A 15828-nucleotide genomic window follows, 5' to 3' on the forward strand; every position below is an offset into this window, starting at 1 on the left:
GTCCTAGCCTCCGATCACCGGTGATTTAAGCTCCCAGTGGGCAACCAGCCCACCGGGGTACATGCCGCCGGCCGCAGTCTGCGACATCTCGGCATGGCAGTGCATGGGATATTTCCAGTCTTCGGTCCGGGCATACCAGACCTGGTCTGTGGCGTCTGGTGGTCGCTTCATGGGGATGATGCAGTCTTTCCGATCCATGGGTTCGAGCTGGATCACGTCTTCCCACTGTTGCAGCACCACGTGTCCGTCCTCATCCACGTGGCCGAATTCACGCGGCCATTCGACGTTGTTGCGGCGCACCGTCCACAGATGGTTGCCGTGGAAGTGGATTTGGTGGAACGCTATTCCGGCATTGACCATCCTGACCACCTGCCCGCCGCGGATGGTGCCCAGAGTCAGGTCTTCCCCGAAATCGCGTACATCGACTTGTCGCGGATAGCCGGAGATCAGCGACTCCTCGTGGGCCAGTCGATTGATATCCCGGTTGGGTGAATGGCCCAAGGCCTCATATCCGCTGCGATCGTTGAGCAGGAAGTAGCGGGGTACGGCGGGGGTTGCCACTGGGTCAACGGTACCGCCGGCTGCCTCGATGTTGGCCCACTTGGTGTCAATGGCATGAGTGACCCACAGCCATTGCCTTTCAAAGCCCATCTGGTTGGGCGCGACCCGCCAGGCGTCCTCGGGGTCCACCACGACAATGGATCCGAAGAGCCCGAGCGCACGCTGGACCGGCGCATTCGTTGGATCGTAATAGAGGTAGGTGCCGGCGTATGGTGCGTCGAAGTCCAACCGCGCTTCCCCGCCTGGAGGTATCGGTCCCGTGGTGATGTCGCTGCGGCCGTGGGCACCCTGGGCAACGGTGAACTGGTGCGTGCCGGCAAGGCGGTTGAAAATGCGCAACCGCACCTTGGAACCGGTCTCGACGATGATGGTGCGTTGCGGGAAATAGCTGGCCCAGTGGTTTCTCCGGATAAAGAACTGGCCCGGGTTCGCGGGGTCCGGTCCGGCAGGTGTCGGCGTCCCGTTGGGAGGAAGCGCCGCGTTCAATGGATAGGTCCGTGATTCCACCACCTGTCCGGCACGGGTGAAGATCTTCGGAACGATGCGCAGTGACGGATTGGCGTCCCGAAGGGCCGTTGGCTGGTCGCCGAATCCACGCTGGTAGACCAGGGAATCATCGACCATCCTTGTGTAGCCCTCGTTGATGTAGAGGTCCAGTACCCCTGGCAGCGGGGTGACGGCCACGGGAACCGCGACACGGGCCCTGCGCGGTGGGGCCGCTGTGGCCGGTCGGGCCACTGCCGCCATGGCTGCGGCAGTTCCCAGGGCCGCTGCGGCACCGAGCTTCAATACACTGGACCGATCGAGACCGGGATCATCCGGGTGGGAATCGGTTGTGGACGCGGGTTCTGTGCCGTTGGTCTTTGTGGGCACGCTATCGCTAGACATGTGCTTCCTCCAGGAATCCGGGACGCCAGTTCACGGCCGGCAAGGGTAGTTCTACGGGGTTTCCGCCTGGATTTGCGATGTCATCGAATAGGGCTGTGAACGCCGTGGCATCGGATGGAACCAGGAAACTGATATTGGCCCGAACCTGTGACCCCGGGGCCATCAAACCGGGGGTGAGGTCGTTCCAACGGTTGACGACGAGCCACGGTTGGCTGTTGCCTTGGATGCGCAGCAGCCCCGGCGAGAACATTTGGTCCTCGTCACTTTCATTGAAGACCTCGAGCTGGAGAAGCAAATGGTCCCCGAATGTCATGTTGACCGGTTGCCGGGTTCCGTCGACTGTCGACTGGTGCCCGGAGTGGCCGCCTCCGGTGGCGGCGCCGGATGCCAGTCTTGCTTGGCGCTCGGCCCGAGATATCCGCGCCTGTCCGAAGCTGGTTTGTACGGTGGTGGTGCCCAACGGTCCGGCGGCGGTGAATGCGGCTGCCAATGCAGCGATGCCGCCCGCGCCCAGGACGAGTGAGGCTCCAATGGTGATGCCGAAAGAGCGTCGCGAAAGCAGTGGTCTAGCGGATTCCGGTGTCACGGGTCGCGACCCGATGTTGTGATGGCGCGGAGCAGCGCGATTTCCCCAAGTTTCAAGCATGGCTGGTACAACCTCCCCAAGTTCCCAAATTCCCAAGCAATCTCCGGGTTAGCCAAGAACCGGAGATAATCCCAACGATGTAAATACTTCCCAAGTATTGAAGTCAGTATGGTCCGCGGACAGGGCACTGTAAAGGGCTCGAGCGGGATTGTGTCCGCGTCGCAATGTTTCGGGTGGTTTGCTCAACGGATGGGACGCGCTAATTTGGGCGGGCGACTGGGGTTCATGAACCCCGAGCGATGAAGATGCTCAGCAGGAGGTGTCTTGGGTGCAGACCCTGAACCCGGCGTCCATGCGGTGGGAATGCATGGGGGGACGGGATGGCAAAAGCCCGATTCAATGATCCCGTCACGCTATGCGAAAGGGAAAACCACGAATCGGGCTTCTGTCTTGGTCCAACCGGAGGGGGTGCCGGCGCACCTACTAGTTAAGCGAGGCCGAGGACCTTGTCGGTCTCGGTACGCACTTCGGCGTAGAGCGAGGCATTCTCGTTGAGCTTCACCCCATAGGACGGGATGATCTCCTTGAGCTTGGATTCCCAGCCGGCAAACTGCTTCGGGAAGCAGCGGCCCAACAGCCCAATCATGATCGGGGTCGCGGTCGAGGCTCCCGGGGAGGCGCCGAGCAGCCCGGAGATGGTGCCGTCGGCGGAGGTAATGACCTCGGTGCCGAACTGCAGCACGCCCCCCTTCTTGGAGTCCTTCTTGATGACCTGGACGCGCTGTCCGGCGGTGATCAATTCCCACTTCTCGCCGGTGGCCTCGGGCAGGTACTCGCGAAGCGCGTCGTCCTTCTTGCCGCGCGATTTGAGCACCTCCTTGATCAGGTACACGGTGAGGTCCAGGTTGTCCTTGCCCACGGCCAGCATCGGCAGGATGTTGTGCGCTCGGATCGAGGCCGGGAGGTCCAGCAGCGAGGAAGTCTTCAGGAAGTTGGTGGAGAAGCCAGCGTAAGGGCCGAACATCAGCGAGCGCTTGCCGTCGACGAAGCGGGTGTCCAGGTGCGGCACGCTCATGGGCGGGGCGCCGACCGAGGCCTGGCCGTAGACCTTGGCATGGTGCTGGTCGATGATCGCATCGTCGGTGCAACGCAGGAACTGGCCGGAGACAGGGAAGCCGCCGAAGCCCTTGATTTCGTCGATGCCTGCCTTCTGCAGCAGGCCCAGTGCACCGCCGCCGGCGCCCACAAACACGAACTTCGCCTTGACGGTGCGCTTGGCCTTGGTGGCGTTGTCGCGCACGGAAACATCCCATCCGGCGCCGTCGCGCTTGATGCCGGTAACGCGGTGACCGAAGTTGACCTCGGCTCCGTTGGCCGCAAGGTTCTCGGTCATTTGGCGGGTCAGCGAACCGAAGTCCACGTCGGTGCCGGAGACCACGCGGGAGGCTGCAACGCGCTGGGACTCGTCGCGGCCGTTGGCCACCAGCGGGGCCCAGGACTTGATGGTGTCCAGGTCCTCGGTGTGCTCGATCTCGTTGAAGAGCGTGTGGGGCTTGAGCGCTTCGTAACGGGTCTTGAGGTAGTTGGCGTGGTCGTCGCCGATGACGAAGCTCATGTGCGGCAGCGCGTTGATGAACGTGGAGGGATCGCCAACCTGCTTGTTCTTCACCAGGTGCGAGAAGAACTGGCGCGAGACCTGGAACTGCTCATTGATGCCGATGGCCTTGGCCGGGTCGACGCTGCCGTCGGGGCCGGCCGCGGTGTAGTTCAGTTCGCAGAGTGCCGAGTGGCCGGTTCCCGCGTTGTTCCAAGGGGAGGAAGACTCGAGGCCGGCCTGGTCCAGGTTCTCGAAAAGGCCAATGCTCCACCCCGGCTCCAGCTGCTTGATCATGGTGCCGAGCGTCGCGCTCATGACACCGGCGCCGATGAGAACGACGTCGAAAGACTGATTGGTGGATTCAGAAGGCACGGGGGTTCTCCATTGAAAGTTCGTCTTGACTCTAGGCAAGACTAGCGCCATCCGGGGGTGTCCAAGAAATTGGTCCCTTGACAGCGGGCTGATTAAGTGTTCATCCTCACATCGGTGAAGACTTCGTCCAAAACCGGGGACGAGGGGTAGTTCCTTACGGAATCGTTGAAGGCCAACGCGGAGATGGGGAAGGCCAGGGGAAGAGCTGGCAAGTCCTTGGCCAAGGTATTGGAAAGGTCCTGGTATGCGTTGATGCGCTGCTCTCCGGAGGGCATGGAACGAGCCAGCAGCACCTGCGCGGAAAGGACGGGGGAGTCGTAGCCGAATTGCTGCTTGTTGTCCGCAAAGAGTGCGCTCATGAAGTCATCCGGGTCCCGATAGCCGCCGTTGAAACCCAGCAGGTGAAGGCCAGGGGTGTCCCCGGAGCGGACCGCGGCGACATAGCCGTCGTTCCAGTCCATCGGCACCGGTGCGATCTTGATTCCGACCAGGGCCAACTGCCGTGAGATTTCTGCATAGATGAGTTCGGGCAGGGGCAGGTAGGCCCGGGAGATGTTCAAGGGGTACAGGAACGGGATGGGGCTTCCGTCGTAGTCGCAGGATTCGAGCAGGTCCTTGGCACGGTTGGAATCCGGGCCGTAGTACGTGTCCGAGGTCTTGATCCCCAGCGAAGCGGGCAAAAAGCCCCGGGCTTCCTTGGTGCCGGAGATGTAGAACTGTTCAATGATCTTTTGCCTGTCGATTCCGTGGGCAATCGCCTGGCGGAATTCCTCCTTGGCCAACCATTTGTTTTTCTGGTTCATCCCCAAATAGGTCACGGAGTACGGGTCTCGCTGCACGATGAGCTTGCCCTCGCGCACCAATTCGCGCAACCCCGTTACCGCGACCAGGTCGAAGCCGTCGATCTCGCCGCGGTCCAAGGCACCCAGGCGCCCGGAGGGCGTACGGATTTCACGGAAGACGACCAGGGTGGGAGCGGTGGCGTTGGCTTCCACGGCGGCGGCATCCCAGTATTCGGGGAAGCTGCGTAAGGTCACCGCCCCGTCCTTCCAAGATACGAACTTGTACGGCCCGGTGCCTACCGGCTGGGTTGACAGGTAGGACACCTGGTCGTTCGATGTCGCGGGGGTGGCAAGCGCCTTGGGCGAGGCCAAGGCCAGGCCGGGCAGCGTCAACGCCTCGATGAGTCCGGAGATCGGCTGGCGCAGGGTCAGCACCACGGTGTGGGTGTCTGCGGCCTTGATGGATCCGAAGTAGCTGGCGGTGCCACCGACGCTGGTCCCCACGAACGGATTTGCCCTGAGCTGTTCACGGAGCGAAGTCAGCAACGCCGTCTGCGCCGCGTGCTCAACGAGCTTTTGGGGGTCAACGGATTCGTTGCCGTCCTCGTTCGCGGTTGCCTTGGGTTCGGGGATGGACTTGGGAAGCACCGGGAGCTGCTCGTTGTGGCGGAAAACTTGGGTGAAGCCCTGGTCCGAGTTGGCGCGCACCTCTATCGGCAGCGCTATCCAGTGTTCGAAATTGGTGACCACGGCCTGCGCATCGAAGTCCGTGCCGTCGTGGAACTTGACTCCGCGGCGCAAGATGAAGGTGTATTGCAGTCGGTCCGGACTCACGATCCAGTCGGTGGCGAGCAGCGGGATCGGCGCCCCGGTTTCGCGGTCCACCCCGATGAGGCCCTCGTAGATCTGGCGCGTGATGCGAAAGGTCTCATTGTCCCCGGAGATTGCGGGGTCCAGTCCTGCCGGGTCGGCGGCGGAACCAAAGTGAAAAGTACGGATCGCCGGTTCGGCGCTGCCGGTCGGACTGGAAGGTGCCGTGGTGTCCTTGGAATTGCAGCCGGTTAGGACCAGCGCCGTGAGACCCAGACCGCCGGCAAGGAAGGTTCGGCGCGTGGCCCTGGGTCGATCCGGGCTGTGCGGCTGGTCTGGCACCAAGACTCCTCGTCAGTGTTTTGGGCTCCAAATGATGGCGGCCGCTGCTCAATGTTAAAGCGCAGGGCCCCCGGCAGTATCCGGGGGCCCTGCGTGGTGCCGTAGGTATCAGACGATACATTTGGCGTTTGTGTGCGAGCGGGGGGACTTGAACCCCCACGTCCGAAGACACTGGAACCTAAATCCAGCGCGTCTACCAATTCCGCCACGCTCGCAAGGCAGCGAACCGCTTTCGAAGTTCGGCAGAAATCAGTCTAGCGGAGAATTTTGGCCCGATTTGTGGCTTTTGGGCTGTGGGCGAAACTTTATTTTGGATCGAGACCCAAATCACGACGCAACTTTGCGACGTGTCCGGTGGCCCTCACGTTGTACTGTGCCAATTCGACGTTACCTTGCTCATCCACTACGACGGTGGATCGGATCAGGCCCTCGTAGGTGCGGCCGTAATTCTTCTTTTCACCCCAGGCGCCATAGGCGGCCGCAACGGCGTGGTCCTCGTCGGCCAGCAGCGGGAAGGTCAGTTCTTCCTTGGCGGTGAACTTGGCCAGCTTGGCCGGCGCGTCGGGGGAGATGCCCACGACTTGGTAGCCGGCCGCCGTCAGCGACTCGAGGGAATCGCGGAAGTCGCAGGCCTGCTTGGTGCAGCCCGGGGTGGAAGCCGCCGGGTAGAAGTACACGATCGTCTTCTTCCCGCGTAGGGAGGAAAGGGCGAGTTCCTGGCCCCGGGCATCGGGCAGGGTGAAGTCCGGCGCGGTGTCTCCGGCGGAGAGGCGGGCGGCTTCGGTGGTGGCGTTATCACTCATGAATATGGGTACTCCCTGGGTATGGTGGATTCGGCGTGAGCAGTTGAATACAGCGGCGAATCGAATCTTCGATGAGGGTCTACCCATGAGCCTATCGAATATGTGACCGGACGGTGTTGTCGCAGGGATGGGGGTGGTCTGCGGATTTCGGGGGATCCCAAGCGGCAAGGGTCCATAGCGCTGTGGCATCCGACCGCGGAGGCTCGCGATCTGCCGGTATGACCGCACGCAATGGCGGATGCCGGGGCAAGGGAACGGGCCAAGAGTTGATTCGCGGTGGGCTGGGGGCGCTGAGAAAAACGAAAGACCCGATCTGTCGAAACAGATCGGGTCTTTCTCACCGTGCACCCCTCGGGACTTGAACCCGAAACCCATTGATTAAGAGTCAATTGCTCTGCCAATTGAGCTAGAGGTGCTGAGTCGCTCTGGTCAGCGCTCCATGCGGAGCCCGTCCTTGCGACGCAGATAATCATAACCAGAAAACACCCAGGAAATAAAATCGGCGAGGAGGGCCTGGGTGGTGAGGCAAAAATGCCGATAACTCGGGGATTTGCGGGGTTGTTGGCCCGGAATTGCCCGGAGTTTCGGATCGGAATTCCCGGAATTGGATGTGTGATTGCGCGCACACCGTCCAGGCCTACCGGGTCCAGCGGTTCCGGAGCCCGGACTCCCCGATCCTTGACAGGTATGTCCCGGGGTGTCGCCGGGATGAAATATCACCACACCGCCGATGTAGGTTGTCGTATCCCGGCGACCGCCCTGCGGGGTGGATCCGGGGGCGAATGCCGTCGACGGGCGGCCGGGATCCGGGGCCCTGCATGTCCATCCGCAGTTGAGCGCTGGGTGCCCGAATTCATGGCTAAATGTATTTCAGCGTGACTGTTGCATTTTGTGAGACCCGGAACGCCACGGGCTATCGCTCCGCTTTCCGGACAGTGCACGTTGCGCGAAACTCGCGGTGGCCGGAGCTTGCGGCGTGCCGGCCGGTGGGGATGCCGCATGGCGGCAAGCTCACTTCCTGCCGAAAAAGCGGAAGGTCCGGTTCGCTTTAGCAAACCGGACCTTCCTGTATGTGCACCCCTCGGGACTTGAACCCGAAACCCATTGATTAAGAGTCAATTGCTCTGCCAATTGAGCTAGAGGTGCGACTGTTGTTTCGCTGGAAGTTCGTGGCTCCCGCGCTCTGCAACGACATGAAACTCTACCAGCTTGCGGGCGGAAAGCAAACCGAATCGATCCTTTGGGATCGAGGTCACAAATATTGCCTTGAGTAGGGTCGTTGGACTGTTTCGATGTCGCGGGGGAGGCACGTCATGTGTGTCCATCCTTTACGACGCTGAGCGTTATGCCCTTGGGGCGGCGTACTGGGCCAACCTAGGCTAGGGCCTATGAAGCCAATCCACGTTGTGTCATTTCCCAATACCGAACTACTTGACGCCGTGGGCCCGTTGCCCGCAGGGATCAAGGCAGGCATCTGGGACATTGCCGGGGAACCGATAGGGGTGGAGCTCGATGAGATCGACGTGGCCGTCTTCCCGTACATGGCCAATATGTCGATGCTCAAGGGCATCGGGCGGGCCGGGAATCTCCAACTAGTTCAGACGCAGACCACCGGGTTCGACGGCGTGCACGAGTTGGTAGGTCCCGATGTCGCTGTTGCCACGGCAGCCGGAGTCCACGCCGCGGCAACCGCAGAGCTGGCCGTGGGGCTGGCCCTGGCTTCGCTGCGCGGCATTGGCGAGTCAGTGCGCGACCAGACGGAGGGCCGCTGGAACCCCCGGCGCTGGCCGGGCCTGGCGGACCGCAGGGTCGCCATCGTGGGCGTCGGCGGCATCGGTGAGGAAATCCGCAAGCGGCTGGTGCCGTTCGAGGTCGAAATGAGCCGTTTCGGCACCCGCGCCCGCACCGATGCCCATGGCGAGGTCTTGGCGATCGATGACCTGCTGGAGCATGCCAAGGACATCGAGGTGCTGATCCTGATCGTGCCCCACAACCCGGGCACCCACCACTTGGTGGACGCCGAGTTGTTGGCCGCCCTGCCCGACGACGCGGTGATCGTGAATGTGGCCCGAGGCCCGGTTGTCGACACCGATGCACTCGTCGCGGAATTGAGCACGGGTCGGCTGCGCTGCGCCTCCGATGTCTTTGATCCCGAACCCCTGCCTGGGGACCACCCGATCTGGAGCTTGCCCAACGCCTTGATTGTTCCCCACAACGGCGGCAACACCGAGGCCTTTCTTCCGCGCATGACGGCACTGCTGAAGCGCCAGTTGGTCGCCTGGGCCAACGGAACCGAACCGGAGAACTTGGTCCGTAAACCGGAATAGGCGAGAAGGCCGGGCATGGCTGGAAAGTGCCCGCAACAGAGACCGACACTCTGCCAGGCGCACTTTCCTTGACGTGCCCCGGGGACCCGGGCCTACGGTGGAGGTGGCGGCGCCTGCGAGATGAGCCACCTCCACGCAAACATGCGAAACGCCGCCGGAAGTCAACATTCCATCGCACGCGCCCCACTGTGGGCACGGAACGAAAGCGGGTTCTGACATGTCCACTCCAACTCCTGAAGCGTCGGGCGAATCCGGTCCGAAGCAAAGCGCCCGGCCCACCCATCCGCAGGGAACCGCGTTGACCACCAGCCAAGGGACACCGCTGCGGGATACCGACCACTCGCTGAAGGCCGGTCCGCGTGGCCCAATCCTGCTGCAGGATCACCACCTGCGGGAAAAGATCACGCACTTCGACCATGAACGGATCCCCGAGCGCGTGGTCCACGCCCGCGGCGCCGGGGCCCACGGCCGGTTCATCAGCTACGGCACCGGCTCGCGGATCTGCAGTGCCGGGTTCCTGGCCGAGGGCGTCGAAACCCCGGTGTTTGTCAGGTTCTCCACCGTCGCCGGATCGCGAGGATCGGCCGACACCGTCCGAGACACGCGCGGTTTCGCCACCAAGTTCTACACCGAGGAGGGCGTGTTCGATCTGGTGGGGAACAACATTCCGGTGTTCTTCATCCAGGACGGCATCAAGTTCCCCGATGTCGTGCACTCCGTGAAGCCGCACCCGGACCTGGAGATACCCCAGGCGCAGTCCGCCCACGACACTTTCTGGGATTTCGTTTCCGAACACACCCAGGCCCAGGCCCACACGATGTGGTTCATGAGTGACAGGGGCATCCCGCGGTCCTACCGCATGATGGAGGGATTCGGAGTCCACACCTTCAAGATGGTCGCCCCGGACGGGACGACCTCCCTGGTGAAGTTCCACTGGAAGCCGCGGCTTGGCGTGCACTCCCTGGTGTGGGAGGAGGCATTGCTGGCCAATGGCGCCGATCCCGACTTCCACCGCCGCGACCTCGCCGAGGCCATCAAGGCAGGTGCATTCCCGGAATGGGAACTGGGCGTGCAGGTCTTCGAAGACAACGAGGAACAGATGTTCAAGGGCATCGACCTGCTGGATCCCACCAAGTTCGTTCCCGAGGAGCTTGCTCCTGTCCAATTGATCGGCAAGATGGTCCTGGACCGGAATCCTGCCAACTACTTCGCCGAGACCGAGCAGGTCGCCTTCCACCCCGGGCACCTGGTGCCGGGCATCGACGTCACCAACGACCCGCTGCTCCAGGTGCGGCTCTTTTCCTACATCGATACCCAGATCACGCGTCTGGGCGGGCCGAACTTTTCGCAGTTGCCCATCAACCTGCCACACGCGCCGGTCAATGACATGCTGCGCGATGGCATGCACCAGACGTACGTGCACGAAGGCATCGCGCCCTATCATCCCAATTCGCTGGACGGCGGCTGCCCCTTCATGGCCGGGGAGGGGGACAATATCCGTCCGCCATTCATCGACGTTCCCGAGCATGTCGCCGAAGCACTCAAGGAACGTGGCAACCCGGTGTCGTTCGAGGACCACTTCAGCCAAGTGACGATGTTCTACCGTTCACTGGACACACAGGAACAACTGCACGTCCAACAGGCCTACTCGTTTGAACTGGGCAAGTGCGCCAGCGAACAGGTCCGCAAACGCCAACTGCAGGCCTTGGCCAACATCGATGCCGGGCTGTGCGCCGCTGTTGCACATGAACTTGGCCTGCCTGCCCCCGAGGCGGACACCGAAGTGCCGGAATCCGAGCTTTGCCCTTCGGTCTCGCAAATGGGTGGGATGTGGCCGGTCGATGGCAGGGTGCTGGGCATCGTGGCAAGTCATTCCACCCCGGCGAAAACCATTGAGTTGCTGGTGGCCAACGCCAACCTGCAGGGCCTGAAGCCACTGCTGCTGGCACCCACCGGTGGCAGCCTCGCTGACGGTTCCCCCGTGGACCGTACGCTGCTCACGGCGCGGTCCATCGAGTTCGACGCCATAGTGGTCGCCGCGGCGTTGTCCCCGGCACCGGATTCCAGGGTCGATCTTGACGCCAAGGCAGGGGCCATCCGCCCCCCGGGCGCCGAAGAGCTGGACCCGCGATTGGTGTTGCTGCTACAAGAGGCATACAGGCAAGGCAAGGCCATCGTGACAGTGGAGCAGAACGAGGGCTTCTTTGAGGACGTCGGATTGCCCGCCATGGGCCCCGGGTTGGTGAAGGCGACCACCGAATCAGCGATCCAGGACACAGCAACCCTGTTGGCCTCGCACCGGGCCTGGGAGCGGTTCGACATCCCGACGTCCTAGGCGGAGGCAAACAACGGCGGGCGCGGAAGAAGGTTTCCGCACCCGCCGTTGTTTGCCGGGACTTGGTCTCAGGTCCCGCTCAGGCGTGGCTGTGGCTGCCGGGAGCCCGTATATGAAGGCTCGAGGCCGACCGGCGTGGCCGCGCGTGCATGGGCAGCGGTGCTGCGCCGTTTCGGGGAACCGGTGTAGCGGACCTTGTCCATCGGTGTGAGCGCGGCCGTCTGCGCTGACAGGAAACGATCCTGCCAGGCCTCCGGAACCATGCGCCGGTAGTGAGGATGATCGGCTATGAAGAGCCGCATGGCCGGGCAGAACGGCATGACCGCCAGGCGCCGGCGGTGTGCATCATCCAGCACGTGGAGTAGCAGTTCCTCGATGATTTCCGCCGACTTGTACCGGCGCTTGAGTTGGGTGTAGTGCAGCCAAAGTTCGTCGCCTTGCATGCTGTATTGGACGAAGCCGGCCAAATCCCCCAACTCATAGAGCTGGTATCGGACCAATTCCTGGTTGTTCTCAATGACCCTCATCGCGCCAACCTGCGCTCTGCAGTCAGGGGGCTGCGGGCGTGCCCGCCCGTGCCTGGTCCATGCGGAGAACTGGAGGGGAGGAATCGTACTGCGGGTTCACACGGCGATATGCCAACGGGCAGGTTCATGGAGTGCTCCATTTTCGAAGGATCCACGGCCCACTGCTGAACCACTTTTAGGTTACAAAGAAGTGCCGATGAAGGCAATACCGCGAAAGTTTCGTATCGTTCGTTGAAACATTGGCGTTTGTTTCGCTCAATTCCTGCCCTCGCGACGGCATGGGTGGAGTCCGGTGCCCGTGTGCAAACACGGGCACCGAGCCGTTAGCCGCCGGACCGAGAGCATTTCCGCGTCCATGCGTTGGGACGCAGGCTTGACGAAGAATGGAGCACGCAAGGGAACCCTGGAGTATTCGCGGATGAGACGGACCACCTTGCCGGCACGCCGCCCGATACCCCGGGGGGCGTGCCGTTGAACAAGTCGAAACACCGCGCGGCCCGCAGGGAATCCTGCGGGCGCAACCCAACGGATGTTGGTGGGGCGGGCCTATTATGGCCCGCGCTCAGTCGAGCGAGATGAACTTGACGAGATCGCCTACCCTGTCTTCAGGGTAGTTCTTGGCAATGTCGGCTTGGCTGAGCATTCCGACCAGTTCATGTCCGTCGATAACGGGAAGTCTCCTGACCTGGTGGGACTGCATGGTGGAGATGGCTTCCTCAATGCTGTCGTCGGCACCGATGGTCACGGGCTTGCCCTCGCCGAGTTCTCCGGCTCGGGTAGTGCGCGGGTCTCCGCCCTGGGCCACGCATTTGGTGACAATGTCCCTGTCGGAAATGATCCCCTTCAACCGGTTGTCCTCCCCACAAATCGGCAACGATCCGACATCGAGTTGAAGCATCTTGCGTGCTGCTTCTTCCAGCGTTTCGTTTTCCCCGATGCATTCGGCCGAGCCTGTCATGATTTCTCGTGCGGTTGCCATCGTTCCTCCTACGTGTTTGATTCCGTGTGTTGGTGAATGGGGGTGGCAACGGGGAGTATCCCCTTTGTTGCCTTCGAAGGCACGGCGCGGATCAATGGTTCAAGCACCCACCGGATTGTGCTTCTTCACCAAGTCACCGGCAACCTTTGCGGAGTTCATGCTTCGTTCGCGCAAGGCCGCCGCAGCTTGCCGGACAAGCCGCAGCGACCCGGAAAGTTGGCGGATTGATGTGGTGGGTGGCTGGGCCAGAGACGAACCAACCCTCGGTGACCGGCCTGGCGGTGCCTGAATACGACCGGTGTTCAACAGTTCCAACGCTACGCAGCACAGCGCGGCCATGTCTAGGGAATTGCACCCTGTCGACCGGCACATGGCTATGGCTTGCCGCGAGGGGGGGAAACTTGCTTAGTTGGGGCTAAAAGGCTGGCCATCGGGGCAGGGTCACGGCACAGTTGAAAGCAAGGGAAAGGAATTGCCCATGGCAACGCGTGCCAAGGAACAGACTGTCTCGGTGGCGGGCAGGCGGCTAAAGGTCAGCAATCTGGACAAGGTGCTCTACCCGGAGACCGGGACCACGAAGGGCGAAGTCATGCAGTACTTCGCGGATGTGGCCACCGTCTTGATTCCGCAGGCGGCGTGGCGGCCGGCAACGCGCAAGCGCTGGGTCGACGGAGTCGGGACCGGGGAGAGGCCGGGCAAGGTGTTCTTCCGCAAGGACCTGGAGGACTCTGCTCCCGAATGGACCCCGCGCGCCAACATCACCCACAAGGACCATGTGAACACCTACCCTATGGTCAACGAACCCGCGGTGCTGGCGTGGTTCGCGCAGTTGGCTGCCCTCGAGGTCCATGTGCCGCAGTGGCGCTTTGACGAACACTTGAAGCCGATGAATCCGGACCGGATGGTGTTGGACCTGGATCCGGGGCCCGGCGCGGGACTGGCCGAATGCGCCGAGGTCGCCTTCCTGTGCCGGGAACTGCTCGAGGGCATGGATCTGGTCGCCTACCCGGTGACGTCCGGGTTCAAGGGCATCCACCTCTATGCCGCACTGGATGGGAAACACACCTCCGAACAAGTCTCGCTTGTGGCCAAGGAACTGGCGTCCCAATTGCAGCGCGAGCACCCGGACCTGGTGGTCGCCGACATGAAGAAGTCCCTGCGCGAAGGCAAGGTGTTGCTGGACTGGAGCCAGAACAGCGTCGCCAAGACCACCATCTGTCCATACTCGCTGCGCGGCCGAACGCATCCCACCGTGGCAGCACCGCGGACCTGGGACGAGATCGGTCAACCCAGGCTGGCCCAACTCGACTTCCATGAGGTCTTGGAACGTGTGCAGGATTCCATTGATCCCCTCGCAGCGCTGGGCAAGATCCCCGTGGCCACCCCTGACCGGCTTGCAGAATACCGATCCAAGCGCGACCCGGACCAAACCCCCGAGCCCGTTCCGGCGCCCGCACCCCACCCGGCGGGACCCGGAAGCCGCTCCACGTTTGTCATCCAGGAACACCACGCACGGGCCTTGCACTGGGATTTCAGGATTGAGCATTCTGGCGTGTTGGTCTCCTGGGCCGTGCCCAAGGGCCCGCCGCTGGAACCCAAGAAGAACCGGCTTGCTGTCATGACGGAGGACCACCCGCTTGACTACGCCGAGTTCGAGGGCGAGATCCCGCGCGGGCAGTACGGTGCCGGGACCGTCAAGCTCTGGGACTCCGGGGACTGCGAGATCGAGAAATGGCGGGAGGACTCCGAAGTGATTGCCGTGCTTCATGGCCGCCCGGACGGGGGACTGGGAGGCGTGCCGCGGCGATACGCGTTGATCAATACGCCGGGGATGGGGGATGCGAAGAACTGGCTGTTGCAGCTGATGAAGGACCAGCCCAAGTCGCAGAAACCACCCGCACCCGATTCGGAAGCCCACGACGATGTACCCGATGCCCGGTCTGCCGCCGTGCCGGGGCCAATGCTCGCCCAGGCAGGAACCGAGAAAGACATCGATGCGGACGGGGCGTGGGCGTTTGAAATGAAATGGGACGGGTACCGCGCACTGGCCACGGTTGACGGATCCACGGCGACCCTGCGCAGCCGCAATGGCCAAGCCCTGGAGGGACGTTACCCCGAACTGCAGGAAATTGCGGAGCTGGCCCCGGACGGGGCCGTGTTGGACGGGGAAATAGTTGCACTTGACGCAGCCGGCCGACCCAATTTTGGGTTGCTGCAAACCCGCAATTCCGGCAACGGTGGGAAGAGCGTCAAATCGGCGCCGGTGCACTTGATGCTGTTCGACGCCCTGCGTTTGCCGAGCGCCAAGACCGGGAAACTGGAAGACCTCACGGACCGGTCCTACGCCGAGCGGCGCAAGCTGTTGATCTCCCATGTGCGCACAGGCAAGCACGTGCACATCCCCGAGGCCCATGACGGTTCCCTGCAAGAGGCGTTGGAAACCAGCACGGCGCTCGAATTGGAAGGGATCGTGGCCAAGCGGATCGATGGCCGCTACCGCCCGGGAAAGCGCTCGGGGGACTGGATGAAAGTCAAACACGAGCGCCACCAGGAAGTCGTGGTCATTGGTTGGCGCCATGGGAAGGGAAACCGCGCAGACACGGTGGGATCCCTATTGCTGGCCGTTCCCAAGGGAGGGGAATTGCATTACGCCGGGCGGGTGGGCACCGGATTCACCGACCGCCAACTGGAAGCCGCCCGGACCAAGCTGGAGAAGCTGCGGCGCAAGACACCGGCGGCCAAGGACGTGCCTGCAGCCGACAGCCATGACGCGGTATGGGTGTCGCCCAAGCTCGTCGGCGAAGTGCGCTATGGCGAGACGACCGGCGGCGGTAGGCTGCGCCATCCGGTCTGGCGCGGCTGGCGCGAGGATAAGGACCCCGGCCAGGTGGTCTGGGAAGCCTGATCCTCAAGCCGTCA

The 15828-nt window shown here is 62.6% G+C and carries 10 protein-coding genes and 3 tRNA genes; 3 read left to right on the plus strand and 10 right to left on the minus strand.

The genetic code is table 11. The annotated features are described in order from the left end of the window. Nucleotides 1-3 precede the first annotated feature (3 nt). From OIU93_RS07065 to OIU93_RS07100, 8 genes are all read right to left on the minus strand, one after another. Nucleotides 4-1449, minus strand: a complete 1446-nt coding sequence (locus OIU93_RS07065) for a multicopper oxidase domain-containing protein (RefSeq protein WP_264269380.1) — start codon at nt 1447-1449, stop codon at nt 4-6. After that, the gene (locus OIU93_RS07070) at nt 1442-2035 is read right to left on the minus strand and encodes a hypothetical protein (protein WP_264269381.1); all 594 of its coding nucleotides are present in this window, start codon (nt 2033-2035) and stop codon (nt 1442-1444) included. The genes OIU93_RS07065 and OIU93_RS07070 overlap by 8 nt, the downstream gene beginning before the upstream one ends. Before the next feature lie 487 nt (nt 2036-2522). Further along, nucleotides 2523-3947, minus strand: coding sequence for a malate:quinone oxidoreductase (locus OIU93_RS07075; RefSeq protein ID WP_372342883.1), 1425 nt, complete (start codon nt 3945-3947; stop codon nt 2523-2525). A gap of 149 nt (nt 3948-4096) precedes the next feature. Next, a complete protein-coding gene (locus tag OIU93_RS07080) occupies nt 4097-5938 on the minus strand; it encodes an ABC transporter substrate-binding protein (protein WP_302265822.1) in 1842 nt (613 codons plus the stop codon). Nucleotides 5939-6071: 133 nt separating this feature from the next. Further along, nucleotides 6072-6153 (minus strand) — tRNA-Leu (locus tag OIU93_RS07085). Between the two features lie 90 nt (nt 6154-6243). Then, nucleotides 6244-6741, minus strand: coding sequence for a thioredoxin-dependent thiol peroxidase (gene bcp, locus OIU93_RS07090; RefSeq protein ID WP_264269383.1), 498 nt, complete (start codon nt 6739-6741; stop codon nt 6244-6246). Nucleotides 6742-7084: 343 nt separating this feature from the next. Beyond that, nucleotides 7085-7157: transfer RNA gene (locus OIU93_RS07095), tRNA-Lys, on the minus strand. 657 nt (nt 7158-7814) lie between these two features. Beyond that, nucleotides 7815-7887 (minus strand) — tRNA-Lys (locus OIU93_RS07100). A gap of 260 nt (nt 7888-8147) precedes the next feature. Between OIU93_RS07100 and OIU93_RS07105 the strand changes: the two genes are divergently transcribed. Together OIU93_RS07105 and OIU93_RS07110 are read left to right on the plus strand one after the other, a co-directional pair. Next, nucleotides 8148-9068, plus strand: coding sequence for a 2-hydroxyacid dehydrogenase (locus OIU93_RS07105; protein WP_372342880.1), 921 nt, complete (start codon nt 8148-8150; stop codon nt 9066-9068). Between the two features lie 217 nt (nt 9069-9285). Beyond that, nucleotides 9286-11403 carry a catalase gene (locus tag OIU93_RS07110; RefSeq protein WP_264269385.1) on the plus strand — a complete coding sequence of 706 codons (2118 nt, stop codon included), beginning with the start codon at nt 9286-9288 and terminating at the stop codon, nt 11401-11403. 68 nt (nt 11404-11471) lie between these two features. Here the strand turns inward: OIU93_RS07110 and OIU93_RS07115 are convergent, their stop codons facing one another. Next, nucleotides 11472-11930 (minus strand): GNAT family N-acetyltransferase, encoded by a 459-nt coding sequence (locus tag OIU93_RS07115; RefSeq protein ID WP_264269386.1) that lies wholly within the window; start codon nt 11928-11930, stop codon nt 11472-11474. A gap of 562 nt (nt 11931-12492) precedes the next feature. Continuing rightward, complete coding sequence (locus tag OIU93_RS07120) at nt 12493-12909, minus strand: CBS domain-containing protein (protein WP_264269387.1); 417 nt, start codon at nt 12907-12909, stop codon at nt 12493-12495. A 478-nt stretch (nt 12910-13387) separates the two neighbouring features. Here OIU93_RS07120 and OIU93_RS07125 point away from each other — a divergent pair, with 478 nt between their 5' ends. Beyond that, entirely contained in the window at nt 13388-15814 is a 2427-nt protein-coding gene (locus OIU93_RS07125) for an ATP-dependent DNA ligase (RefSeq protein ID WP_264269388.1), read from the plus strand. Nucleotides 15815-15828 lie beyond the last annotated feature (14 nt).

This window comes from Paeniglutamicibacter sp. ZC-3 (assembly GCF_025847175.2).
Taxonomy (GTDB): Bacteria; Actinomycetota; Actinomycetes; order Actinomycetales; family Micrococcaceae; genus Paeniglutamicibacter; species Paeniglutamicibacter sulfureus.

Coding starts and splice junctions, on each gene's coding strand:
- OIU93_RS07125 (WP_264269388.1), top strand. CDS start 13,388: ATGGCAACGCGTGCCAAGGAACAGACTGTCTCGGTGGCGGGCAGGCGG.
- OIU93_RS07110 (WP_264269385.1), top strand. CDS start 9,286: ATGTCCACTCCAACTCCTGAAGCGTCGGGCGAATCCGGTCCGAAGCAA.
- OIU93_RS07115 (WP_264269386.1), bottom strand. CDS start 11,930: ATGAGGGTCATTGAGAACAACCAGGAATTGGTCCGATACCAGCTCTAT.
- bcp (WP_264269383.1), bottom strand. CDS start 6,741: ATGAGTGATAACGCCACCACCGAAGCCGCCCGCCTCTCCGCCGGAGAC.
- OIU93_RS07120 (WP_264269387.1), bottom strand. CDS start 12,909: ATGGCAACCGCACGAGAAATCATGACAGGCTCGGCCGAATGCATCGGG.
- OIU93_RS07075 (WP_372342883.1), bottom strand. CDS start 3,947: ATGAGCGCGACGCTCGGCACCATGATCAAGCAGCTGGAGCCGGGGTGG.
- OIU93_RS07065 (WP_264269380.1), bottom strand. CDS start 1,449: ATGTCTAGCGATAGCGTGCCCACAAAGACCAACGGCACAGAACCCGCG.